General features: G+C 61.5%; 24 protein-coding genes. 22 read left to right on the top strand and 2 right to left on the bottom strand.

Annotated features, from left to right (window positions below):
• Window positions 1-68: 68 nt before the first annotated feature.
• Complete coding sequence (locus tag ACYAS9_RS17105; RefSeq protein WP_463569456.1) at window positions 69-2,111, bottom strand: PhoX family protein; 2,043 nt, start codon at window positions 2,109-2,111, stop codon at window positions 69-71.
• 281 nt (window positions 2,112-2,392) lie between these two features.
• Between ACYAS9_RS17105 and ACYAS9_RS17100 the strand changes: the two genes are divergently transcribed.
• The 22 genes from ACYAS9_RS17100 to ACYAS9_RS16995 all read left to right on the top strand — a co-directional run bounded on the left by ACYAS9_RS17100 (window position 2,393) and on the right by ACYAS9_RS16995 (window position 21,596).
• On the top strand, window positions 2,393-4,057 hold the full coding sequence (locus ACYAS9_RS17100; protein ID WP_463569455.1) for a bifunctional UDP-sugar hydrolase/5'-nucleotidase: 1,665 nt from the start codon (window positions 2,393-2,395) through the stop codon (window positions 4,055-4,057).
• A 5-nt stretch (window positions 4,058-4,062) separates the two neighbouring features.
• Entirely contained in the window at window positions 4,063-4,482 is a 420-nt protein-coding gene (locus ACYAS9_RS17095; protein ID WP_463569524.1) for a pilus assembly protein PilZ, read from the top strand.
• A gap of 56 nt (window positions 4,483-4,538) precedes the next feature.
• Entirely contained in the window at window positions 4,539-6,449 is a 1,911-nt protein-coding gene (gene gspD, locus ACYAS9_RS17090; protein WP_463569523.1) for a type II secretion system secretin GspD, read from the top strand.
• Window positions 6,450-6,466: 17 nt separating this feature from the next.
• Window positions 6,467-7,915, top strand: a complete 1,449-nt coding sequence (locus ACYAS9_RS17085; protein WP_463569522.1) for a GspE/PulE family protein — start codon at window positions 6,467-6,469, stop codon at window positions 7,913-7,915.
• A 3-nt stretch (window positions 7,916-7,918) separates the two neighbouring features.
• Window positions 7,919-9,121: a type II secretion system inner membrane protein GspF gene (gene gspF, locus ACYAS9_RS17080; protein ID WP_463569454.1), complete on the top strand. Its 1,203-nt coding sequence runs from the start codon at window positions 7,919-7,921 to the stop codon at window positions 9,119-9,121.
• Between the two features lie 16 nt (window positions 9,122-9,137).
• Complete coding sequence (gspG, locus tag ACYAS9_RS17075; protein WP_459743335.1) at window positions 9,138-9,569, top strand: type II secretion system major pseudopilin GspG; 432 nt, start codon at window positions 9,138-9,140, stop codon at window positions 9,567-9,569.
• A gap of 2 nt (window positions 9,570-9,571) precedes the next feature.
• Complete coding sequence (gene gspH / locus ACYAS9_RS17070) at window positions 9,572-10,009, top strand: type II secretion system minor pseudopilin GspH (RefSeq protein ID WP_463569453.1); 438 nt, start codon at window positions 9,572-9,574, stop codon at window positions 10,007-10,009.
• A gap of 160 nt (window positions 10,010-10,169) precedes the next feature.
• Window positions 10,170-10,541 carry a type II secretion system protein gene (locus ACYAS9_RS17065; protein ID WP_463569452.1) on the top strand — a complete coding sequence of 124 codons (372 nt, stop codon included), beginning with the start codon at window positions 10,170-10,172 and terminating at the stop codon, window positions 10,539-10,541.
• Complete coding sequence (locus ACYAS9_RS17060; protein WP_463569451.1) at window positions 10,538-11,140, top strand: PulJ/GspJ family protein; 603 nt, start codon at window positions 10,538-10,540, stop codon at window positions 11,138-11,140. The genes ACYAS9_RS17065 and ACYAS9_RS17060 overlap by 4 nt, the downstream gene beginning before the upstream one ends.
• Before the next feature lie 14 nt (window positions 11,141-11,154).
• Entirely contained in the window at window positions 11,155-12,276 is a 1,122-nt protein-coding gene (locus tag ACYAS9_RS17055) for a hypothetical protein (RefSeq protein WP_463569450.1), read from the top strand.
• Window positions 12,273-12,710, top strand: a complete 438-nt coding sequence (gene gspM / locus ACYAS9_RS17050; protein ID WP_463569449.1) for a type II secretion system protein GspM — start codon at window positions 12,273-12,275, stop codon at window positions 12,708-12,710. The genes ACYAS9_RS17055 and gspM overlap by 4 nt, the downstream gene beginning before the upstream one ends.
• Window positions 12,707-13,369, top strand: coding sequence for a hypothetical protein (locus tag ACYAS9_RS17045; protein ID WP_463569448.1), 663 nt, complete (start codon window positions 12,707-12,709; stop codon window positions 13,367-13,369). The genes gspM and ACYAS9_RS17045 overlap by 4 nt, the downstream gene beginning before the upstream one ends.
• A gap of 222 nt (window positions 13,370-13,591) precedes the next feature.
• Window positions 13,592-14,368: an ABC transporter permease gene (locus ACYAS9_RS17040; RefSeq protein ID WP_463569447.1), complete on the top strand. Its 777-nt coding sequence runs from the start codon at window positions 13,592-13,594 to the stop codon at window positions 14,366-14,368.
• On the top strand, window positions 14,365-15,069 hold the full coding sequence (locus tag ACYAS9_RS17035; protein ID WP_463569446.1) for an ABC transporter ATP-binding protein: 705 nt from the start codon (window positions 14,365-14,367) through the stop codon (window positions 15,067-15,069). The genes ACYAS9_RS17040 and ACYAS9_RS17035 overlap by 4 nt, the downstream gene beginning before the upstream one ends.
• Window positions 15,070-15,080: 11 nt before the next feature.
• Window positions 15,081-15,842: a glycosyltransferase family 2 protein gene (locus tag ACYAS9_RS17030; RefSeq protein ID WP_463569445.1), complete on the top strand. Its 762-nt coding sequence runs from the start codon at window positions 15,081-15,083 to the stop codon at window positions 15,840-15,842.
• A 1-nt stretch (window position 15,843) separates the two neighbouring features.
• Window positions 15,844-16,458 carry a PI-PLC domain-containing protein gene (locus ACYAS9_RS17025; protein ID WP_463569444.1) on the top strand — a complete coding sequence of 205 codons (615 nt, stop codon included), beginning with the start codon at window positions 15,844-15,846 and terminating at the stop codon, window positions 16,456-16,458.
• Window positions 16,459-16,465: 7 nt separating this feature from the next.
• A complete protein-coding gene (locus ACYAS9_RS17020; protein WP_463569443.1) occupies window positions 16,466-17,110 on the top strand; it encodes an HAD family hydrolase in 645 nt (214 codons plus the stop codon).
• Entirely contained in the window at window positions 17,107-17,838 is a 732-nt protein-coding gene (locus ACYAS9_RS17015) for a glycosyltransferase family 2 protein (protein ID WP_463569442.1), read from the top strand. Before ACYAS9_RS17020 ends, ACYAS9_RS17015 begins: the two co-directional genes overlap by 4 nt.
• Window positions 17,835-18,155, top strand: a complete 321-nt coding sequence (locus tag ACYAS9_RS17010) for a hypothetical protein (protein WP_463569441.1) — start codon at window positions 17,835-17,837, stop codon at window positions 18,153-18,155. Before ACYAS9_RS17015 ends, ACYAS9_RS17010 begins: the two co-directional genes overlap by 4 nt.
• 3 nt (window positions 18,156-18,158) lie before the next feature.
• Window positions 18,159-19,934, top strand: coding sequence for a hypothetical protein (locus ACYAS9_RS17005; RefSeq protein ID WP_463569440.1), 1,776 nt, complete (start codon window positions 18,159-18,161; stop codon window positions 19,932-19,934).
• Entirely contained in the window at window positions 19,931-20,548 is a 618-nt protein-coding gene (locus ACYAS9_RS17000) for a hypothetical protein (RefSeq protein ID WP_463569439.1), read from the top strand. The genes ACYAS9_RS17005 and ACYAS9_RS17000 overlap by 4 nt, the downstream gene beginning before the upstream one ends.
• Window positions 20,549-20,552: 4 nt before the next feature.
• Window positions 20,553-21,596 carry a WavE lipopolysaccharide synthesis family protein gene (locus ACYAS9_RS16995; RefSeq protein ID WP_463569438.1) on the top strand — a complete coding sequence of 348 codons (1,044 nt, stop codon included), beginning with the start codon at window positions 20,553-20,555 and terminating at the stop codon, window positions 21,594-21,596.
• Here ACYAS9_RS16995 and ACYAS9_RS16990 read toward each other — a convergent pair.
• Window positions 21,593-21,895, bottom strand: coding sequence for a hypothetical protein (locus tag ACYAS9_RS16990; protein WP_463569437.1), 303 nt, complete (start codon window positions 21,893-21,895; stop codon window positions 21,593-21,595). The two genes, ACYAS9_RS16995 and ACYAS9_RS16990, sit on opposite strands and share 4 nt — an antisense overlap.
• Between the last annotated feature and the right edge of the window lie 542 nt (window positions 21,896-22,437).

Raw genomic sequence — 22,437 nt, 5'->3', positions numbered from 1 at the left:
TCGGCAGTCACCTGTAGAACCGGCTTCAAGCCGGTTCTACAGGCAATCGCGTAACGCTACGCGAGGTTTTAAACCCCCAGATCCCCTCCATCAGCCCGTTGAATCACCACGGTGGATGCGCGTGGGCGCACGGTGCCGACGGTGACATCGGTGGCGACATCGGTCGACGGCCAGTTACCCGGGTGCTGGATGTTGATGAACATGCTCTTGTTGTCCGGGGTAAAGGTCACACCGGTCACTTCACAGTCGTTGGGGCCGACGAAGAAGCGGCGCAGGTCGGCCTGGTTGCTGGCGTTGACCGGAATCTGCTTGCCGGCAGCGTCGACCATGTTGCTCGGGATCACGGCCAGCATCTGGTCGTTGGTGTAGCTGGTGATTGTCGATTCGCCGTTGTCGGTCTGGATCCACAGGATGCCGCGGCTGTCGAAGGTCATGCCGTCAGGGCTGGCGAACTGGTTCAGCTCGGTCAGGCCGGAGCGGTTGAGGTCGGCGGTGCCGGCGGCGTTGGCGCCGAAGACGAAGATGTCCCAGGTGAACGAGGTCTGGTTGTCGGCGTCATGCCAGCGGATCACATGACCGTGCTTGTTGTTGACGCGCGGGTTGGCCGCGTTGGCCACGGTGCGGCTGGTGTTGTTGGTCAGGGTCAGGTACACGTCGCCATTGACCGGGTTGACCGCCGTCCATTCCGGGCGGTCCATCGGTGTTGCGCCGACGGCATCGGCCGCGCCACGGGTGTTGAGGATGATGCCCGGCAGATCGGTGAACTTGGCGCCCAGAGTGCTGCCGTCGGTGGTCGCGGTGGCGGCCTCAAGCAGCAGCCAGGTGCCGGTGCCGTCGGCATTGAAGCGGGCAACGTACAGTTTGCCGCTGTCCATGTATTTGGCGCCGGTGGCCAGGCGATCGCTCGGGTTGGCGTCGGCGGCGGTCCACAAGGCGGTGGAAACGAACTTGTAGAGGTATTCGTTCTGCGAGTCGTCGCCCATGTAGAACACCACCGGCTTGCCTTCGGTCAGCAGGCCCGGCCAGCAACCTTCGTGGCGGAAACGGCCCAGCGCTGTGCGCTTGGTCGCGGTGGTCGTGGCGCTGTACGGGTCGATCTCGACGATATAGCCATAGGTGCTGGCTTCGTTGCGGTAGTCGTCGGTGGCGGTGGCGCCGCGCGGGGTGATGTTGAAACGGCCGAACTCGTCGTTGACTTCGCTGCTGTCGCCGGCGGCAGTTTCCCAGCTGTAGTTGGTGCTGCCGGTGGCCACGCCGATGCGTTTCTGGTCGGCCGGTACGGTGCCCTTGTTGACGAAGATGCCAGGCCAGTTTTCTTCACAGGTCAGGTAAGTGCCCCATGGCGTGTAGCCGTTGCCGCAGTTGTTGTTGGTGCCGCGAGTGCGGGTGCCGTCCGGCGAGAACTTGGTCTTGACGTGGTCGGTGCCCTTGAGGGGACCTGCGATGTTCATCACCGAGTCGGTGGTCAGGCGGCGGTTGAGCGGGTCGTTGTCGACGATCTGCCAGCGGCTGCCGACCTTGCGTACACGGAACACGCCAGCGCCGTGAGCGTTGATTTCCTTGCGCACTTCCTCGACCGGGCGCTTGCCACTGACGGTGGTCGGGCCGTTGGGATGCAGGGCCTTGGCATCGATGTACTCATAGTTGATGGCGATGATGCCTTCGGTCGAGCTGCCATTGATAGGGAAGTAATGAATGCCGTCGTGGTGCATGCCGGCCGCGTTGGCCTGGTCTTTGGAGGTGTTGGTGCCGTCGCTTTTCCAGGCGCTGGCGTTGGTGTTGAACGGCGTGCCCCACGGGGCCAGCACATGGGCGACATAACCGGCCGCCACGACGCAGGCGTCGGTACGTGAACCTGGAATCGAGTTGAAACCCAGTTTGAGTTTCGGCACTTCAGGGGTCGGCGTTACCGGTTCGGCAACATCATCGTCATCGGAGCCACCGCCGCTGTCGAAGCAGCCGGTCAGGCCGGTACCGGCAATCAGCGCGATCGCAGCGCCCAGGCCACCGCGTACCACACTGCGACGGCTCAGGAAGGTGTCGATGATCGACTCCATCGGTTCGTTGACGCTCAGGTTGCGGTTCAGGTTGTCACCGGTGTCACGGCTCATTCATCAGGTCCTTTTTATGAAAGCAGGAATGGATAAGGAGCCGCGAACTCTAAGAGCCAAGTGTGATGGTTTCTTGGCAGTTTGGTTAAGTTGTGTCATCAGACGAACGGTGTTTGTTTCAAAGTGTTTCGGTGGTGATACGTCTTTACGCATTTAACCGGCATGCAGCTTCGGCATGCCGCTTCGTCATGTAAGTTGGGTTGCAAAACTGCCATCAAACTGTCATTTGCCATCGCCAATATGCCGCCCCTGTACTGATCACAGTCCTGGGTGCGTAAACAATGGTTTCGATGGTGCGACGCGATGTATTGGGGTGGATGACGGTCGGCGCGATGGCGCCGTGGCTGTCGGCCTGCTCGACGTTGGCCGGACCTTCGGGCGGCAAGGCTCTCTCAGGCAGCGATGCCCGAGTCGACCTGTTGTATGTCGCCGACACCCTCGATGCCCGCCAGCCGGGCAAACCTGTGGTGCCGGCCACCCGCCTGGGACCGGCCACGCGCATCGGCCAGGCACCCTGGATCAGCGGTGCGGATGCCCGCGCTGCCAATCCCGGCAATCGCACCCTCGACACGTTTCTCGACGCCAGCCTGACCGGCCCCTTGCAGACCGGCGGCTACCCGGTGCTGGGCGCTTTGCTGCGGCGCATGCGCCTGGAGGCCGGTGAAGGCAACAGCCTGACCCTGGAGAACGGCCAGTGCTGGAACGGCAGCGGTCTGGCGTATCTGAGCCAGGGGTTGTCGGGCGTGCAGGGCAGTGCGTTGCTGGGCACCGAAGTGCGCGTCAGCAGCGACGAACGCCTGCTGTGGCCACAGGCCTGCGCCGGCCTTTATCGCCAGTTTCAGCACCCGGTGCTGTGCGCCGGGCTTGGCAGCGAACTCGCGCAGCGGCTGGGCACTCAGGCCGTGACCTTCTTCAAACGCGGCGGCGTGCGCATCGCGGTGGTCGGCGTTACCGACCCCTATGCCCGCGATCAGAAAGCCTCGCTCAAGCAATGGCTCGACAGCCTGCAACCGGCCTTCGAACAGGCGCGTAGCGAGGCTGATCTGGTGATCGCCCTGGCCGATGTCGGCACCGGCCCAAGCCTTTGGCTGGCCGAACGGGTCAGCCAGATCGACATCGTCCTCAGCGCCCGTGGCCAGGACTTCTGGCCGCAACCGATCGAAGCCTTGCAGGCCTCGGGTAAACGGGTGCCGGTGGTACTCGGCGGTGTGCGGGCCAGCGGCGCCTTTCGGATTCGTTGCCAGCAGGTAGCGGGCAACTGGCAGTTCGCCGCGCAATTCCAACCGGCACTGGCCAGTGCGCTGGGCGCTGATGATCAGGCCGAAGCACAGCGCATTCGCCAGCTTGCCCAGCAACAACGTGCAGCCCATGCCGGCTGGCTCGATCAGCCGCTGGCGCGGGCGCCGGAAAACCTCTGGCGCCGGGATGTGCGCGGGGCCAGTTGGGACCGCCTGTTGCATCAGGCGCTGGCCGCACAACCCGACAGCGCGGTGCTGTTGCCGGGCCTGCGTTATGACTTTCCGCTGGAGCGCGGGCAGACGATTACCCGCGAACACTTGCTCAGCCTGACCGGCAGCTACCCGGCGCCGGTGGTCGATGTCGCGGCCAGACAAGTCCCGAACGTGCTGGAAAACGCCGCCGAGCAGTTGTTCGGCGAGCCGTTGCTGCTGGACAACAGCCAGGATTTGCCGCGCTGGTTCGGCCACACCTGGCAGGTGACTTACAGCGCCAGCGGCAAGCGCATCAGCGGCGTCGGCGAAACGGCCGGGCAATGCCGCACCTTCGGCCTGGGTTTCGACGCGCAGGCCGGCCAGCCGCTGTGGCAGCACCTGGAACAATGGCTGCGCGAGCAGCCCGAGGGCTGGCAACTGGCGAACCTGGCGTTGCCACAGATGCGCTATGTGCAGGGTCATCCTGGCTGGCATCCGCGTGAGCTGGCCAGTTGAGCCGGCTGACCGGGTTGAGTCATCTGCTGCTGGTCGCCCTGTGCGGCTGGCTGGCAGCGCAATGCGTGGTGCAGCTCTGGCATGGCCGTACACCTGCCGCCGTGGCGCCGGCTGCATTGGCGCCGCTGCCGCAATTGCTCGGCGCGCACTGGCAGCGCGAAGCGGTGAATACCGGCGAGCTGCCGCTGACCCGCCTGCCGATCGAATACATCGGCAGCCTCAAGGCCCGCGACCTGGCCGCCACGGTGGTGGTGCTGCGTTACGAACAGCGCCAGCGCACCTTGAGCCGCGGCCAGCGCCTGGCGCCCGGCATCGTGTTGCAGGACATCGACGAGCGCGGCCTGATCTTCGACAACCACGGCCAGCGCGAGCGCTTGCCGTGGCCGGCACAACGTCCACCTTTCGGCATCCGGCAACAGGGATAAGCATGATCAATAATCGTTGCAAGCAAGCATTGCGTCTCGCACTGGTGCTGTGTGCCATGAACCTGGGCGGCGTGTACGCCGAAGAAGACCCGGTGTACGAGGTCAATTTCGTCGACACCGAACTGTCGGAATTCATCGACAGCGTGTCGCGCATCACCAACACCACCTTCATCATTGATCCTCGGGTCAAGGGCAAGGTCACGGTGCGCAGCATCGAGATGCTCGGCAGCGACGAGATCTACGCAATCTTCTTGTCGCAGTTGCGTGCCCAGGGCTTTGCCGCTGTAGACCTGCCCAATGGCAGCGTGAAGATCGTCCCCGATGAAGCAGCGCGGCTGGAGCCGGTGCCGGTGGAATCAGGCCGCAGCATTACGCAATCAAAAGCCGGGCAGACCAACGACGGCATGGCCACCCGCGTGTTCAACGTGCGCAATGCCGCCAGCGAGCAAATGCTCAATATCCTCAAGCCGCTGATCGACCCGCGCGTGGGTGTGATCACACCGTATCCGTCGGCCAACCTGCTGGTGATCACCGACTGGCGCAGCAACCTCGACCGCATCGACAAATTGCTCGGGCAGCTCGATCAGGTCAGCCAGGAACCGCTGGAAGTCATGCCGCTGAAGAACGCCAGCGCCAACGACACCGCGCTGTTGATGACCCGCCTGCTGGCCCGCGAACAGGGCGCCGACAGTGCGCAGGTGGTCGCCGACCCGCGCAGCAACGCCTTGCTGGTGCGCGGCAGCACCGACAGCCGCCAGCGTGTGCGCGCCTTGCTCAGTCAATTGGACAAGCCGCGCGATGCGCTGCACAGCAGCAACACGGTGGTGATTTACCTGCGCCATGCCAACGCCGCCGAGGTGGTCAAGGTGTTGCGCGGCCTGGGCCAGGAACAGGCGGCCACGCCACCGGGCACCGCCGCCGAGGGCGAGAAGCCGGTAATGGTCAGCACCAGCGGCGTGCGCATGGAGTATGAAGAGGGCACCAACGCGGTGGTGATGGTCGGCCCGGACAGCGAACTGGCGGCGTACCGCAGCATCGTCGAGCAACTGGACATTCGCCGCGCCCAGGTGGTGGTCGAGGCGATCATTGCCGAAGTCTCCGACACCCGCGTGCAAGAGCTCGGCGTGCAGTGGCTGTTTCAGCACGACAGCCTCGGCGGCGGGGCCTTCAACTTTCCCGGCAGCAATGCGCCCAGCGTCGCCGCGGTCGGTGCGCTGGCGCAAAGTGGCGACAGCGGCGCGCTGGCAGAATTGCTCTCAGGCGTGCAGGGCGCCACCGCCGGCATCGGCAACCTCAGCGGCGGCGGCCTGAATTTTCTGGCGCTGATCAATGCGCTCAAGGGCCAGAGCGGCTTCAACCTGCTCTCGACCCCGACCCTGCTGACTCTGGACAACGCCGAAGCGTCGATTCTGGTCGGCCAGGAAGTGCCGTTCGTGACCGGCTCCGTGACCCAGAACAACGCCAACCCGTACCAGACCATCGAGCGCAAGGAAGTCGGGGTGAAGCTGCGCATCAAGCCGCAGATCAATATCGACAACACCGTGCGCATGGACATCGTCCAGGAAGTTTCGTCGATTGCCGACAGCGCCTCGGCCAGTGACGTGATCACCAACAAGCGCGAGATCAAGACCAAGGTCATGGTCGCCGACAACGGCCTGGTAGTCCTCGGCGGCCTGATCGGCGACGAAAGCACCGACAGCGACCAGCGCGTGCCGTTGCTGGGTGATATTCCAGGCCTCGGCCGGCTGTTTCGCTCCAACGCTACGCAGCGGGTCAAGCAGAACCTGATGGTGTTCATCCGCCCGCGCATCGTGCGTGACGACCAGACGCTGGCGCAGTTGAGCAGCGAGAAATACCGCAATCTCAAGACCAGCACCAATCTGGCATTGCCGGAGCAAAACGCCGGCGAGACTTTGCTGCAACTGTTCCCCTCCAGCCGCGAGCGGTTGGGGTCGGCGGTCTGGTGAGCGGCCTGATGAGTGCCTTGTTGCCCTATCGCCTGGCGCGTCAGGCCGGCGTGGCGCGGGTGCCGGCCGAGCAGGGCTGGCAGTTGTGGCTGCGCGTCGGTGCCGACACTGACATCGTGCAGGAAGTGCTGCGCGTGCATGGCCGGCCGCTGACGGTCGAGCACTTGAGTGCTGCCGATTACGACAGCCGCCTGGGCCTGCTGTATCAGGCCGGCGAGTCAGCCACCGCCGCGCTGATCGAAGGCATCGGCGATCGGGTCGACCTCGACAGCCTGATGAGCGAGCTGCCCAAGATTGAAGACCTGCTGGAAAACGACAACGACGCGCCGGTGATCCGCCTGATCAACGGCCTGTTCGGTGAGGCGCTGCGCTTGCAGGCCTCGGACATTCATGTCGAAACCTTCGAGGCCAGCCTGGTGATCCGCCTGCGCGTCGACGGTCATCTGCGCGAAGTGCTGCGCCCGCCGCGTCCGCTGTCGGCGATGCTGGTGTCGCGGATCAAAGTCATGGCGCGCCTCGACATCGCCGAAAAACGCCAGCCGCAGGACGGCCGCATTACCCTGCGTGCGGCGGGTCGTGAAGTGGACATTCGCGTGTCGACGCTGCCCGGCATTCATGGCGAGCGGGTGGTGATGCGCGTGCTCGACAAGCAGGCCAGCCTGCTGAACCTGGCCAACCTCGGCATGCCCGAAGCGGTGCAGCGCGGTTTGCGTGCCTGCCTGGCGCGACCCAACGGCATCGTGCTCAGCACCGGGCCGACCGGCTCCGGCAAGACCACCACGCTGTACGCCAGCCTCAACAGCCTTAACGATGGTTCGTGCAACATTCTGACCGTCGAAGACCCGGTGGAGTACGCGATCACCGGCATCGGCCAGACCGCGATCAATCCCAAGGCCGGGCTGACCTTTGCCAGCGGCCTGCGGGCGATTCTGCGTCAGGACCCGGACGTGATCATGCTCGGCGAAATCCGCGACCGCGAGACCGCGCAGATTGCCGTGCAGGCCAGCCTGACCGGACACCTGGTGCTCTCGACCCTGCACACCAACAGCGCCGTCGGTGCGGTCACGCGCCTGCGCGACATGGGCGTCGAGCCGTTTCTGATCGCCTCCAGCCTCAAAGGCGTGCTGGCCCAGCGGCTGGTACGCAAATTGTGTTCGTGCGCCACACCGCAACCGTTGCAAGCCGCCGAGCGCGCGCTGTGGCCCGAGCTGGGTGAGCTGCATGAAAGCTTTCACGCGCAGGGCTGCGAGCGTTGCCAGGGCAGCGGCTACGACGGGCGCATCGGCCTGTATGAATTCATCGAGCTGGACGACGGGCTGATCCGCCTGCTGTACGACGGCGCCAGCGAAGTGGCGATGCACGACTACCTCAAGGACAAGCGCCAGAGCCTGGCCGACATGGCCTGCGAGTGCCTGCGCCGTGGCGAAACGAGCCTGGCCGAAGTGCTGCGCGCGGTGCGGGGCTGATCGATGCCGACTTACATTTATCAGGCCCTGGATCAGGCCGGCCGCACCCGCAAGGCCAGCCTGCAAGCAGAGAACGAACGGCATGCGCGGCAACTGCTGCGCGAGCAAGGGCTGTTCGCCCGCCACTTGCAGGTGCAAAACAGCGCCACGCGCCTGCCGCGCAGCCAGCGCCTGAACCATGGCCAGTTGTGCGAGCTGACCCGGCAACTGGCAACGCTGTCCAGCGCCGGAATTGCGCTGGTCGATGCTTTGGCGACGCTGGAACGGCAACTGGCGCAGCCGGCGATTCGCACTCTTTTGGTGGCGGTGCGCGGCGCGCTGGGCGAAGGCCATAGCCTGGCGCAGAGCCTGCGCCGTCAGGGCGGGCTGTTCGATGATTTGTATTGCGCGCTGGTCGAGGCCGGCGAGCGTTCCGGCAAGCTGGCGCCGGTGCTGGAGCGCCTGGCCGACCACCTTGAGCAAGTACAGCGCCAGCGCCACAAGGCGCGCACCGCAATGATTTACCCGGCGGTGCTGATGCTGGTGTCGCTGGCGGTGGTCATCGGCTTGATGACCTTTGTGGTGCCCAAACTCACCGAGCAGTTCAGCCACAGCGGGCAGACCTTGCCGCTGGTGACGCGGGTGCTGATTGGCCTCAGTGACGGATTATTGCTGGTCGGGCCCTGGCTGTTGGGCCTGCTGGTGCTGGGCGGTCTGGGCGCCGGCGCCCTGCTGCGCAAGGCGCATTGGCGGTTGCGGCGTGACCGGGCGCTGCTGCGCTGGCCGAAAGTCGGCGCACTGCTGAGCGTGCTCGAAAGCGCCCGCCTGGCGCGCAGCCTGGCGATTCTGGCCGGCAGCGGCGTGCCGTTGCTCGAGGCCTTGCACGTTGCCACCGCCACGGTCGGCAACCGCGAAGTGCATAGCGCCCTGCAAACCGTGCGCGAACAGGTCGAGGGCGGCGTCAGCCTGCACCGCGCCTTGAGCGGCGCCGGGCATTTTCCGCCGCTGCTGCTCAACATGGTGGCCAGCGGCGAGGCCAGCGGCACCTTGCCCGACATGCTCGAGCGGGTCGCCGACAACCAGGAGCGCGGTTTCACCCGTCAGGTGGACACGCTGATGGCCTTGTTCGAACCCCTGATGATTCTGGTGATGGGCGCGGTGGTGTTGTTCATCGTGCTCGCGGTGTTGCTGCCGATCATGCAGCTCAACCAGGGTCTGTCTTTCTGATATGGAGAAGCGATCTATGCCTCGTTTGCGCAACCAGCGCGGTTTCACCCTGATGGAAATCATGGTGGTGATTTTCATCATCGGCCTGTTGATCGCCGTGGTCGCGCCCAGCGTGCTCGGCAACCAGGACAAGGCCATGCGCCAGAAGGTGCTGGCCGACCTGTCGACGCTGGAGCAGGCGCTGGACATGTACCGCCTCGACAACCTGCGTTACCCGACATCCGAGCAAGGACTGGGCGCGCTGGTCAAGGCACCGAGCGCCGAGCCGCTGGCCCGCGCCTGGCGCGCCGATGGCTATATTCGCCGGCTGCCGGACGATCCGTGGGGCAATGCGTACCGCTACCGGGCGCCGGGTGAACACGGGCGCATCGATATCTATTCGCTGGGCGCCGATGGCGTCGATGGCGGCGAGGGCACCGACAGCGACATTGGTAACTGGAGCTTGTGAGGGTGAAGCGCGCGCGGGGCTTTTCGCTGCTCGAATTGCTGGTGGTGATGCTCATCATCGGGCTGTTCAGCGGCCTGAGCGTGGCCTGGCTGAATGGCGGGCAAACGCCTGCACTGCAAGCGCTGGAGCAACTGGCCGCACGCGCGCAACAGCACGCGGCGCTGGCCCGGCACAGCGGGCAACTGCGGGGGCTGCGCTGGACCGGCAAACAGCCGGAGTTCGTGCGCTTCGAGAAACAGCAATGGGTGGCCGAGCCCTGGCGCGCCGAACCGTGGCCTGCGCAGGTGACGGCCAACTGGCAGGCTTCGCGCACGCCGCAGGTGATCTTTACCCCCAGCGGCGTGGCGAACGCGGTGAACCTGGAATGGCAGTGGGCCGAAGGGCACCAGCGCTGGCAGTGGTTGAGCGATAACCGCTTGATGCGGACCGATGTCCAGTGAGGCAATGCCAGGCAATCAAGGCCCGAACAGGATCCGCAGGCGTGAGCGCCAGCTCGCGAAGGGGCCGACACTTTCACCCTGTCCGGTGGCTGATAGTCAGCATTCGCGAGCGCTACGCTCACGCCTGCAGGGCAGCGCAAGACGCCAGCAGGGAGCCGCTATGAACCGGCAGCGCGGTTTCACTCTGCTGGAGGTCATGGTGGCGCTGGGCATCGCCGCGATGATGACGGTGATGGTCAGCCAGTTGCTGCGCCAGCGCATCGCCGTGCAGCAGGCGGTGCAGCAGCATCGGCTTGGCAGCCTGTGCGCCCGTGAGCTGGAGGCGCGGTTTGCGGTCGAGCACTACTGGCCGCCGGGCAAACAGGCGCGTGGCGAGTTGCGTCAGGGCCACAACACCTGCCATTGGCGGCTGGATCTGGCGATGACCCGTGGCGTGAAAAACCTGCGGCGTGGTGAGTTGGCGTTGTTTGCCGCGCGTGACGAGCGTGAGCCGTTGGGGCACTTCACCGTGTTTCTGGTGCGCCCGCAATGAACGCCCGCCAAGGTGGCCTGACCCTGATCGAGTTGTTGGTGGCGCTGGCCCTGACCGCCGTGCTCGGCGTGCTGCTGGCGGCGTTGGTCAATGGCTGGGTCAATGTGCGTGAACGGCTCGACGAGCAGGGCAGCGAGCCGCCTGTGCTGGAGTTCTGCCTTGCGCTGGAGCGGCGTTTCGACAGCCTGGTGCTGCGCCAGGTGTATGAGCAGCGCTTGCCGTTATCGCCGCGCTGGCTGGACTGGCAACCCTCGGCCAGCCAGCTGGACTGGGTGGCATTGAGCGCCTGGCCCGAGGCCGGTTTGCAGGCGCCCGGCACATCGCGCCAGGAGCGTCAGCGTTTGCTGTTCGAAGCCCGCGAGCGGCGCTTGAGCCTGCTCACCTCGGCCGATGTGTACGCAGCCGGCGTGCCGCACTGGCGGCACCGCGAGCAACTGGATGAGGTAAGCCAGGTGCAGTTCAGTTTCTATCAGGGCAATCGCTGGCTGGCGTTTCCCTCCACTGTCGCCAGCCTGCCGACCCTTGGGGTGCGGCTGGAGTTCATGTACCACGGAGCCCCTTATGTGTGCACTTTCAACCTGCCCGATACCCGGCCATGAGCGTGGGGGCTTTGATGTCTGAGCGCTGGTCGCTGCGCAAGCGTGATACCCGTCACTGGCTGCTGGTGCTGCCGAGCGTTGAGCCCGATCAGCCCTGGACATGGCGGCGTTTGCCAGGCGAGGCGCAGGGTGACTGGCCGCCGCCCTCCGGCGTTGTGCAAAGCGATCGGCTGGCGCTGGTGATGCCGGCGTTGCTGTGCAGTCACTTTCTGGTGGCCGCGCCGCCGGGCCTCAAGCGCCATGAATGGCCCTTGGTGCTGGAAGATCAATTGCAGCAACCGCTAGAGCAGGTGCAGGTGTTTGCCCTGTCGCAAAAGGCCGGGCACCTGCAACTGCTGGTGGTCGAGCGCGCCAGGGTCAAGGGCTGGCTGGCCGATGCGCAGGCGTTGGGTGTGCTGCCCGATGCGCTGTGGGCACAACTGCAACTGATACCGCAGGCCGGGGCGGGTGAGGTATTGGGCTGGGACGACACTGACGAATATCGGCGGGTGCGCGGCGATGCCGAGGGCCGGCAGCAGTGGCTGGTGTGGCCGAAGGCGCTGGGTGAGTTGCCTGAGGATTGGCAGGCATCCGCTGACGTTTGCGACAGTCCCTGGCCTGAACGCTGGGCGGCGTTGGAGCGCTTGCCCAGCCTGCTTGAAACACGCCGTAAACGGGTTCGGCCGAATGGCTTGTTCACGCCCTTGCAACGCCGGCTGGCAGCGGCTGCCGCACTGTTGGGCCTGTGCTGGGCGGCGATTGCGCTGGTGCAGTTCGTCAGTCAGGTGCCGGTGTGGAAGGCGCAGGTCCAGGCCCTGACCGGCCCGGTGTCGACGGTGCAACAGGCAACCCGGCGCCTGGCGCAGGTGCAGGGCGAGCAGGCCGACTGGCGGGTGCGTCAGGAACAACTGGTGGTGCTGGAGCAGGGCATGGACCGCTGGCTGGCGGCGCAGCAGGACTGGGGCGTGGCCGGCAGCCATTTCGACGGGCGTACCTGGCGGCTGGTTTTGGGCGGGCCTCCGGGCAGCCCGGTCACTGCGCCGCCCGACACGCACTGGCAAGGTCTTGCACACGCCGCAGGCGCCACCGCCAGCGCCGAGCCGAGCGAGAACGGTGCGCAACTGACCGTGCGATTCGACCTTGGAGCCCAGCCATGAATGCCCTGATGCTGCGTTTTTCCCAGGCTTACGTGAACCTGCCGGCCTCGCGCCGCTATCTTCTGCTGGGCGGCTGGGTGGTGGTGCTGACCCTGATTCTGGTGCTGATCGGCCGGCCGTTGATCGACTATGGCAAAAGCCTGCGCCAATGGCAGGCATTGGCCGCACAAGCCCAGGCGATCAAGACGGTCAGTGAATTCGACAGCGAGCGCTGGCAAGCCTTGGCCGGCGCCCGTGGCGTGACCCTGACCGCTATCGAGCCTCGCGGTGATGTCTGGCAATTGCGCGGTGAAGTGGCACAGGCCGACAGCCTGGTGCAACTGATGCGCACGATTCAGGAACAGGGCGCGCGGCCGCTGCGCTGGAGCCTGGAGCGCAGCGGCGCAGGGCTGGTGTTCAACCTGGATGTCAGCCGCGCCGGAGGCCAGCCTTGAATCGGCGCCTGTGGCTGGCCGGCTCGCTGGTCTTTGCGGTAACCCTGTTGCTCAACCTGCCGGCGGCCTGGGCCTTGCGCTTGATCGACTGGCCGGCTGGCTGGCAGCCCGAACAGGTCAGCGGCTCGCTGTGGAACGGCCGCGTGCAACGCGCCGGCGCGTTGGGGCCGCTGTCCTGGCAACTGCGGCCGTGGCGTGCGCAAGTAGACACAGGTTTTGCCCAGCAGAACTGGACCCTGACCGCCAGCGGCTGGCCGTGGCGCTGGCAGGCACAACTGGCACCCGGCGTGGCCGCAGCCGGCGTCGACAGCCGTTACCTGATCGACGGGCACTGGCAAGGCCGGTTGCAGATTGTCGGGCAGGGCGGCCGTTGTGTCGGCAGCAGTGGCGAGTTGCAGGGGCGCGATATTGCTCTGCTGGCGCCCTGGAGCCTGAGCCTGGGCGAGGCTCGCCTGAGCGTGGACTGCCAACAGGGGCTGCAAGGGCTGGCCGATGTGCAGCGTGCGGGTGAGCACCGGATTCAGGCGCGGTTCGACAGGCGGCGTATGCAGTTGAGCGGGCAGGTATTACCCGATGCTGCGCTGACGCCATTACTGGTTCAGGCCGGACTGCTCAAGGCGGGTGATGCGGATTTCGAGAAGGTGCTGGATCGGCGCTAAAGGGACGCTGTGGCTTTTTCCTACAAATGATAAGGAAAGGTCTGATAGCAAGCCCCTACATGAAATGCCGATTATACGCGCCGCTCATTACCGTCACTGCGGTCATGTGGTTGCCACGAGGATGTTCTTATTGGAACCACCTTGTGACGCGCTCCGCGTGGGTCGAGGTCATGAACATCGGACCTTTCGCGCGTCTGTCTCTCCCAATGGCCGGGCATCATCATGTCTTTATCGCACACCCCTGGAATCGCCGGATGGCGTGACCTGCTCTTCAATCTTGTCGCCAAGGACATCAAGGTCCGTTACATGGGCGCGACCCTGGGTTTTATCTGGTCCCTGGGTAATCCACTGGCGGTGACGCTCACGTATTACATGGTGTTCACCTATATCCTGCCCAGCAGCCAGGACCGTTTCGCCCTGCACCTGGTGACGGGCCTGGTGCACTGGATGTTACTGGCACAGGTACTTTCACAAAGTGGCGAGTGGCTGACCCATAACAGCAACCTGATTCGAAAGTTGCGTTTCCCGCGCTTATTGCTGCCGCTCTCGGGCGCGTTGACGATTGTCGTGTTCTGGGGTGGCGTCATGGTGGTCTACATGGCGCTGTTTCCCCTGCTCGGCGGCGTGTTCAGCCGGGCCATGCTGTTTTACCCGCTGGTGCTGCTGTCGTTCATGGCCTTGCTGATGGGCGTGGGGCTGGTGATCAGTGTCATTCAAATCACCGTGCGCGACATCAAGCACCTGGTCGATGTGTTAGTGCCGCTGATGTTCTGGATGACGCCAATCATCTGGGTCACCTCGTCATTGCCCAGCGATATCGCCAGGGTCGTCGCCTTCAATCCGGTGGCGCCTTACTTCAACAGTTTCAAGGCGATTCTTCACGAAGGCGTTATTCCGCCAACCACCGATCTGCTGCTGTGCGTGGTGCTGGGCGCGCTGTCCATGATGGCCGGGCTGCTGGTCTTTCGAGGCGTTGATCGCCGGGTCGAATACCTATGAGCCAGGTGGTCATCGAGGCGCATAACCTCACCAAGCACTTCACCCTGCGGCATAACCGGGGCGGCTTGAAGCAGCGGTTTCTGGGGCTTTTTCAGGCTCGGCATCGTGAGCAACTCGAGAGGTTTACGGCGCTGAACGAAGTGTCGCTGACCTTGAGCAAGGGCGAGTCGCTGGCCCTGATCGGGCATAACGGTTCTGGCAAGAGCACCTTGTTGCAGTTGTTGTCCGGCATTCTGGTGCCCAGCAGCGGAACGCTTGTAACCCATGGTCGCGTGGCGCCACTGATCGAGTTGGGTGTGGGCTTTCACCCCGAATTGACCGGCGCAGAAAACATCTACCTCAATGCCAGCCTGTTCGGCCTGAGCAATCGGCAAACACGTGCTCGCTTCAATGACATCGTCGACTTTTCCGGGCTGGGGCACTTTATCGACCAGCCGGTAAAACATTACTCGTCGGGCATGTACATGCGCCTTGGGTTCTCTGTCGCGGTTCACGTAGAGCCGCAAATCCTGCTGGCCGACGAAGTCCTTGCGGTGGGCGATGAGGCGTTCAAGCACAAATGCCGCCAACGCATCCGCGACATGCAGGACGAAGGCATGGCGCTGATTCTGGTGACGCACTCCCGAGAAGAAGGGCGGCATTTTTGCCAGCGCTATCTGACCCTCGACCAGGGCCAGGTAATCGATCAAGGCTGTTTTTGAGGTGTTCTGACATGTTGCAAATCGTTGTTCCGATGGCGGGGGCCGGCAGTCGTTTTGCGGTCGCAGGCTATGAAGATCCCAAGCCGCTTATCCCGTTGTTCGGGGTGCCGATGATCAAGGTGGTCATCGACAACCTGACGCCGGCCTGCGCGCACAAATTCATCTTCATTTGCCAGGCCCGGCATGTAGCGGCTTATGGTCTTGAAGACAAACTCCAGGGTTGGGCGCCGGGTTGCGAGATCGTCGAGATCGACGGCCTGACCGAGGGCGCCGCCTGTACGGTGTATGCCGCCAGGGCGGTGATCGATGTCACTCACCCGGTGATGATCGCCAACAGCGATCAGTATGTGGACATCGACATCAATGCGTATTTGCAGGCAATGAACCCTGCCGATGTCGGTGGCTTGATCATGACCATGAAGGCCTGTGATCCGAAATGGTCGTACGTGGGTTTTGATTCGGCCGGTCTGATCAATCGGGTGGTTGAAAAGGAAGTGATTTCCGATGAAGCCACCGTGGGCATCTACAACTTCCGCAGCGGCGGCCAGCTGCTCGCCGCCATTGAGTCGATGGTGGCGAAGAACCTGCGCGTCAATAACGAGTTTTATATTGCCCCGGCCTATAACGAGATGATCGGGCAGGGCGCCAGGGTCATTCATTACAGCATTGGCGCCGAAGGTCAGGGCATGTACGGCCTGGGTATTCCAGCCGACCTGCAACGGTTCCTGTCATTGCCGATCAGCCGGCATGCCACCTCGGGCGCAGGCTCCTGACATGCAGATCATCAGCCATCGTGGTTATTGGCGCACCGCCGCGGAGCGCAACCTGCCTGAGGCGTTTCACCGCTCGTTCGATCTTGGTTTTGGTACCGAGACCGATGTGCGTGATGTAGCCGGCCAACTGGTGATTTGCCACGACATGCCGCGCGGGTGGGAGCTGACCCTCGACGGCCTGCTTGAAATCATGGCCGGTCGCAACTTGCCCCTGGCGATCAATATCAAGGCCGATGGCCTAGCCCAGGTACTCAAGAGCACATTCGAAAAACATGGCCATGACAACTGGTTTGCTTTCGATATGGCCCTTCCCGATATGCGCAATTACTTGCAGGCCGGCATGAACGCTTACAGCCGGCTGAGTGAGGTAGAACCACTGCCGGCCTGGATCGACCAGGCGGCGGGTGTCTGGCTGGATGCCTTCGAGGGCTTATGGTTTTCCAATGAATTGATCACCGACCTTTTGTCCAGGGGCAAGCAGGTCTGCGTGGTCTCTGCCGAACTTCACGGACGTGATCACCGCGCGTTGTGGCAACAGCTGTTCGAGCTTCGAGCTCGCAACGGCCTGATGTTGTGCACCGACATTCCCGAAGCCGCCGCTCAATTCTTCAAGTAGGGCAATCATGATCAAGGCAGTTATTTTCGACATGGACGGTGTACTCATCGAGGCCAAGGAATGGCACTACGATGCACTCAACAAGGCGCTCGACCTGTTCGGCTATACCATCAGCCGTCATGAGCATCTGACCCATTACGATGGCCTGCCTACCTCGCGCAAACTCGACATGCTGACTGTCGAACGCGATCTGCCGGCGGCCTTGCACACCTTCATCAATGAGATGAAGCAGCTCTACACCATGGAAATCGTGTATGCGCAGTGCAAGCCGACCTTTGTTCATCAGTACGCATTGTCGTCGCTGAAAAAGATGGGCTACCAACTGGCCGTGGCATCCAACTCCATCCGTAACACCGTGCAGGTGATGATGGACAGGGCGCGCCTCGATCAATACCTCGATGTGCAACTGTCCAACGAAGATGTGGAAAAGGCCAAGCCCGCCCCGGATATCTACCTCAAGGCTATTAATGCACTGGCCTTGAAACCTGAGGAGTGCCTGATCGTCGAGGACAACGAGAACGGCATCAAGGCCGCCCGGGCTTCCGGTGCGCATGTGCTGGTGGTCTCGGAAACGGCTGACGTCAACCTCTGCAATATTCTCGGCAGGATCGAAAGGATCAATCTCGGCGCTGGCAAGGCGGGTGTCCTGTGAGCGCGTTGAATATTGTTCTGCTGTCCGGAAAGTTGGGCGAGACGCCGCTGGAAGAAGGCCAATACCCGGAATACTTGTCCGAGTGCGATGGCAAACCCTTGATCCATTGCCTGATCGACAACTGCGCAACGCTGGATCCCCGCCGGATCATCTGCACGTTCTCGGCCACGGATGTGTCCAGGTTTCATCTGCGCAATATGGTGCAGCACATGCATCCTGCGGCCAGCGCCTTGCCCATTCATGGCGTGACCCAAGGCGCCGCCTGCACCGCGTTGCTGGCGAGCGAGCAGATCGATAACGATGACGAACTGCTGATCCTCAGTACCAGTGACTTGCTCGATATTCCCCTGACAGACGTCGTGGGTACTTTTCGCGAGGCGGGCGAGGACGCCGGTGTGGTGATCTTCAACTCGCTGCACCCGCGTTATTCGTTCGTGCGCCTGGACAACGATGAGCATGTGATCGAGGCCGCCGAAAAGAATCCGATCAGCCCGAACGCCGTGGCCGGCCTGTACTGGTTCAAATCCGGCTCAATGTTCGTATCGGCCGTCAAGGACATGATCCGCAAGGATGCCCGGGTCAATAACCACTTCTTTATCTCTCCCAGCCTCAACGAGCTGGTCTTGCGCCACAGCAAGATCGGCGTTTATCGCATTGATCCATCGCGGTATCACCCGTTGAAAAACCAGAGCCAGCTTCAGGCATTTGAAACAGGGAACATGCGATGAAAAAAGCACAGCTCAAGGACATGGTCAAAGGCTGGTTTGTGGGCGGCTTCGAACCTGCGGCCTTCAATACGCCGTCCTGTGAAGTGGGTGTCAAACACTACAAGGCCGGCGATACAGAAGCGGCGCATTACCACAAGGTCGCGACCGAAGTGACGATGCTGCTCTCGGGCAGCGTGAGCATGTGCGGACAGGTCTGGAATACCGGCGACATCATCGTCCTGGAGCCCGGCGACATCACGGCTTTCAAGGCACTGACCGATGCCGTCACCGTGGTGGTGAAAGTGCCCGGCGTGCTTGACGACAAGTACGTTATCTGACGGATGAAAACCACCCTGCTGCAACATCATCCCCGGCTTGGCTACGTCGCTTGCAATCACCTGCGTGCACTTCCGGCTGAACTGTCATTGGCGCATGAGTGCGAAAGCCTGGTGTCGTTTCGCAAACATCCTTCACTCGCGCCTGATGTGACCATCAAGAAGCTGCATGCCGCGCAACGGCCGTTGAGCATGTTGGGTGGTGGCTCCTATTGTTTTTATGGCGTGCAGAACGATTCGCCGCTGGCGCCTCTGTTGTTATGGGACGCGGCTCACTTTTTGAACGTCGGCGAAAAGATCACGCTGATTGAAGACTCGCCGGTCGAGAGTTATCTGGACCGTGAGTACTTCGCCAGTGCGCTGCAAGTCATCGCGCGATCGGCGCTTTCAGTCACTTATCAGAAAGTGGCGACGCTACTGGCTGAGGTCGATGATGATCTGGATGGCTGGACCTTTGGCATCCCGGTCGGCCCTGAAGATGCCACCATCCTCAATGCCATTGTGCAGCGAATTCTGGAGATCGATCTTCCGCACAAAGAGATCCTGCTGTGCGGAACGCCGGGGAGTAATTTTGCTTACTTCAACGAAGTGCGCATCGTTGGCGAAGACATTCCTGCGCCGCCGGTACAAATCTGCAAGAAGAAGAACCGGCTGGCTCAAGAAGCCAGGTACAGCAACCTGGTGATTCTGCACGACCGGGTGTTTTTACCCAGGCACTTTGGCGAGATGGTCCGCCGCTTCGGTCCGCGCTATCCATTGATGACGTTGCAAAGTCTGTTTTTTGATAATCGGCTGAGCATGCATCCACGGCGTTATTCCGATTACGGCATGGCCATGGGTGAAATCGCCCAGGGATTACAAGGACTGCATCGATCAACCGGCAAGCCGGTTACGATCGCTCCGGCTATCTTTGCTGAGGTTGAAGGCAGCGGGTTCTGTTTTGCCAATCCCATGCGCTACAACAAGGACGCCAGCTATCCAACGGGTAGCCTTTATATCTGCCGCAAGGAGGTGTGGAATGCCTGGCCTCTGGATGAGGCCCTGTACTGGTCAGAATATGAGGACATCGAGCATGGTGTCCGGACCTCCAGAGCAGGCATTCCAAATCGGATAAATCCGTTCGGTATTACCCAGTCGATTACTTCCCGTGCGCTATTGGGAGCCGGAGGGTTGGTAGAGGCCGTCGGTGGGGGCACTACCCGAACAGGCCCCTTTCTTCTGTCGCTTCTGCAAAAGAAGCCCTTGATCAGATTCTCCCCTGAGGCTGCGCTGGCCAGGCTTCGTCAGTTCGAGATCAAGTATGCCGTCGACCCTGCAGCACTTATTACGCCCACGGGCCTTGAGGCAATCAGTTCTCAGGCATGGATCACCTTGATAAACACCGTTGTCCAGCGCGCCACCTTCCGCAACGATCTCGACGCCGTCAGGGAGTTTATTGGCGACTTTGAGAGGCTGGTGCTGTTTGATCAACTGGCCGATAGCCGCAAGGCTTTTCTGGCTCGACGTTTTTTCATCGACCCTGTGCTAACCAAACAGACCTTGATCACACGCAGCAGTGAAATTCAAAACATGCTGTGCCAGCGTGCCTCGCAGACCTGGTTCTGCGACGTTCCCGAGGATTACTTCCATCAGGATCGGCTATCACTACCGGGGATTCTGATTTCTGCCATTCGCTTGTATTGGGGCAAACACAAGATCTTCTACTTCGAGAGCTTTGCCGGGGCCTTGAAGGCTATCTATAACTCGACGCCGTTCAGGTCATGCAATCGAAGGGTGAAATGAATATCTTCATTGTTTGCCATTCAACCTCGGCTTTTTCGGGGCAGTTGCTGATCAGCCAGCTATCGCGTATTGGGATCGAACCCAGAAAAACCGTGCCTGTCATTATCGTGGATGAGCCTCATACCCTTGAGGCGTTGCCGGTCAGTTCTGCACCTGTTGATTACACCTCATTCAGTCTGGGGCACTTCGGGAGCGGCGATCAGATAGCGTGCGAAAGCATTGCCCTGCACATGGACGCGGTGGTCACCGATTGGGTTCTGATCGAGTTTGGCCAGCATGACCAGTCTGCGTGTATCGACTTTATTGTGAAGCTGTCCCGCTATAACTACCTGAGCGACCGATTGCGCCATTGCAATCTGGTGTTTTCAGCATCCGCGATTTCTCTGGGGATTTTGGCGCGTACGCTTAATGAGTCATTCAATAATCTGCCGGTTGGCAATGCTGGGGTGAATCAGGTGGGCCAGCTCAGAAGGTTGTTCATCGTTACTCATATAAAGAGAGTACTGATCAGCCTGCCGCTGCCCAGGGGGTTACTGCACCGTTGCCATACAATTTTGCGGCGCATTTATCGGCGCTTATTGAGTGACGATGTTAACCGACTCTCCGAGAAGTAAAGGCATGCGGCCTCTTGATACTGTTGACTCCAGGCACATAAGCGTCGTGATTCAAGGACCGTTGAACCGGCACTCGGATCCTGCGCGGACTGTCTTTACCTGCATCGCCTCGATCAGAAAATACCTTCCCCATGCCGAGATCATTGTCTCGACGTGGCGGCATGAGGATATCTCAGGCATCGATGTCGACCGTATTCTTCTACTGGAGGATCCGGGCGGCTTTTTCGATTGCTCGGGTAATCAGATCAATACCAATCGCATGCTGCATTCGACCTCGGAAGGGGTCAAGGCGGCGACCAGACCTTACGTCATGAAGCTGCGCTCGGATCACAACCTGACCAGTGCTGCGCTTGCGGTGATCGGCAGGCCGCAGGCATGCGATGCGCCAGGACCTCGGTTGTTCGAAACGCCGATCACGGTCACCACACTCTATATACGCAACCCGAAACGGGTGCCGATGTTGTTTCATCTATCGGACCTGGTTCAGTTCGGCACGCGCGATGCCATGCTCGCGCTCTGGCAGCAGCCATTGATCGAGCAGCAAGACCTGTTGAATGGCAGACCCTTTCGCAATCCGTTCGGTAATTTCACGGGATACTCATCTGTCCGGATGCTGCCCGAGCAATCGATCATGCTGGGAGCGCTTCGCAAGCAAGGTATCGATATACGACTCGCCAACCCGTCTCAGGTGAGCCTGGAATATCTAAAGCTTTGGGACGGTGTATTAAGGCGCAACTTCAGGGTGCTGGACCATGCTGAAGCCGGGGTGAGTTTTCCAGAGCGCTTTCTGAGCAATGCTTTTGTGTTGACGACGCTGTACAAGGCGGTCGACATCGAGCAATGCCATGGCCTGAACTCAGGAATGTACCGGTTGAGGATGGCTTATATCGTGCTGAACAAATACCTGCTGTGCTGTTTCAGGCCTGCCTGGTGGGTTTCTCTGGCGGCCATTGTGCTGTTCAACCTGTCGCCAGGTCTTGCAAAAGGGATGCGCTCTTATTGGCGCAAGGCCAGGAAACTGGTGCATGCGGATTCGTATCGGGTCTAGTCTGGAACATCCGCGATGCTGGTGTCGTTTGCCGATGTCTTGAGTTGTGCGAGCTTGTTGATCGCGGCGTCTATCAACGCTTGAGCCGCATCCAGTTGATGCGCCACAAACCGGGGTGAGGGCCTGTGCCCTGTCGTTGAATAAGGGTTGGCAACTTTATAGGCATTGACGGCAGCCCGGTTGAGACACCTGAATGCAGCCATCAACGCTGCATTCAGGTTCATGCCAGGACTGATCATGATCTGGCTCGGGATCAGGAGGTTGGTCATGCGGGGCGCGTTCGATGTAAGCACGGTCATGAAGTGTCCTTCTTATTGATACGGAATGGCGCGTGAGCAACCGAGGTGACGTTAGCCACGCTCTCGGTGCCCTTCAAGTCAGGGCAGTGCCTGTTGGGGAAATTCAGAAACGTCCTACGAAAAGGCCAGGCGGCTACTGCGTCTGTGTGAGCCCGGCAGGGCTATATAAGGTCGTTGCACGGTCCGGAAAGAAAATTGATAAAGGTGGTTGACGGAGGTTTTTAATCCTGTATTATTCGCCTCCCGCTGACGAGAGATCTGAAGCGCAAGTGGTTGAAGTTGAAAGAGAAACTCTGAAAACTTCTGAAAATAATCACTTGACAAGTTACTGAGGCGCTGTAGAATGCGCGCCTCGGTTGAGACGAAAGACTCAACCAACCGCTCTTTAACAATTGAATCAAGCAATTCGTGTGGGTGCTTGCGGTGTCAGGCTGAGAGTCAACTGATTATCAGCAACGCAAGTTACTCCACGAGAAATCATGGTTTAACCAACGATTGCTGAGCCAAGTTTATAGGGTTTTCTCAAAACCCGATTGCAGTAT

The organism is Pseudomonas sp. HP_08 (assembly GCF_055284095.1).
Note: the sequence above shows the minus strand (reverse complement) of the source record. Positions and strands in the feature narration are given on the sequence as shown.

Coding starts and splice junctions, on each gene's coding strand:
- ACYAS9_RS17105 (WP_463569456.1), bottom strand. CDS start 2,111: ATGAGCCGTGACACCGGTGACAACCTGAACCGCAACCTGAGCGTCAAC.
- ACYAS9_RS17100 (WP_463569455.1), top strand. CDS start 2,393: ATGGTTTCGATGGTGCGACGCGATGTATTGGGGTGGATGACGGTCGGC.
- gspD (WP_463569523.1), top strand. CDS start 4,539: ATGAACCTGGGCGGCGTGTACGCCGAAGAAGACCCGGTGTACGAGGTC.
- gspF (WP_463569454.1), top strand. CDS start 7,919: ATGCCGACTTACATTTATCAGGCCCTGGATCAGGCCGGCCGCACCCGC.
- gspG (WP_459743335.1), top strand. CDS start 9,138: ATGCCTCGTTTGCGCAACCAGCGCGGTTTCACCCTGATGGAAATCATG.
- ACYAS9_RS17065 (WP_463569452.1), top strand. CDS start 10,170: ATGAACCGGCAGCGCGGTTTCACTCTGCTGGAGGTCATGGTGGCGCTG.
- ACYAS9_RS17060 (WP_463569451.1), top strand. CDS start 10,538: ATGAACGCCCGCCAAGGTGGCCTGACCCTGATCGAGTTGTTGGTGGCG.
- ACYAS9_RS17055 (WP_463569450.1), top strand. CDS start 11,155: ATGTCTGAGCGCTGGTCGCTGCGCAAGCGTGATACCCGTCACTGGCTG.
- gspM (WP_463569449.1), top strand. CDS start 12,273: ATGAATGCCCTGATGCTGCGTTTTTCCCAGGCTTACGTGAACCTGCCG.
- ACYAS9_RS17040 (WP_463569447.1), top strand. CDS start 13,592: ATGTCTTTATCGCACACCCCTGGAATCGCCGGATGGCGTGACCTGCTC.
- ACYAS9_RS17035 (WP_463569446.1), top strand. CDS start 14,365: ATGAGCCAGGTGGTCATCGAGGCGCATAACCTCACCAAGCACTTCACC.
- ACYAS9_RS17030 (WP_463569445.1), top strand. CDS start 15,081: ATGTTGCAAATCGTTGTTCCGATGGCGGGGGCCGGCAGTCGTTTTGCG.
- ACYAS9_RS17025 (WP_463569444.1), top strand. CDS start 15,844: ATGCAGATCATCAGCCATCGTGGTTATTGGCGCACCGCCGCGGAGCGC.
- ACYAS9_RS17020 (WP_463569443.1), top strand. CDS start 16,466: ATGATCAAGGCAGTTATTTTCGACATGGACGGTGTACTCATCGAGGCC.
- ACYAS9_RS17010 (WP_463569441.1), top strand. CDS start 17,835: ATGAAAAAAGCACAGCTCAAGGACATGGTCAAAGGCTGGTTTGTGGGC.
- ACYAS9_RS17005 (WP_463569440.1), top strand. CDS start 18,159: ATGAAAACCACCCTGCTGCAACATCATCCCCGGCTTGGCTACGTCGCT.
- ACYAS9_RS17000 (WP_463569439.1), top strand. CDS start 19,931: ATGAATATCTTCATTGTTTGCCATTCAACCTCGGCTTTTTCGGGGCAG.
- ACYAS9_RS16995 (WP_463569438.1), top strand. CDS start 20,553: ATGCGGCCTCTTGATACTGTTGACTCCAGGCACATAAGCGTCGTGATT.
- ACYAS9_RS16990 (WP_463569437.1), bottom strand. CDS start 21,895: ATGACCGTGCTTACATCGAACGCGCCCCGCATGACCAACCTCCTGATC.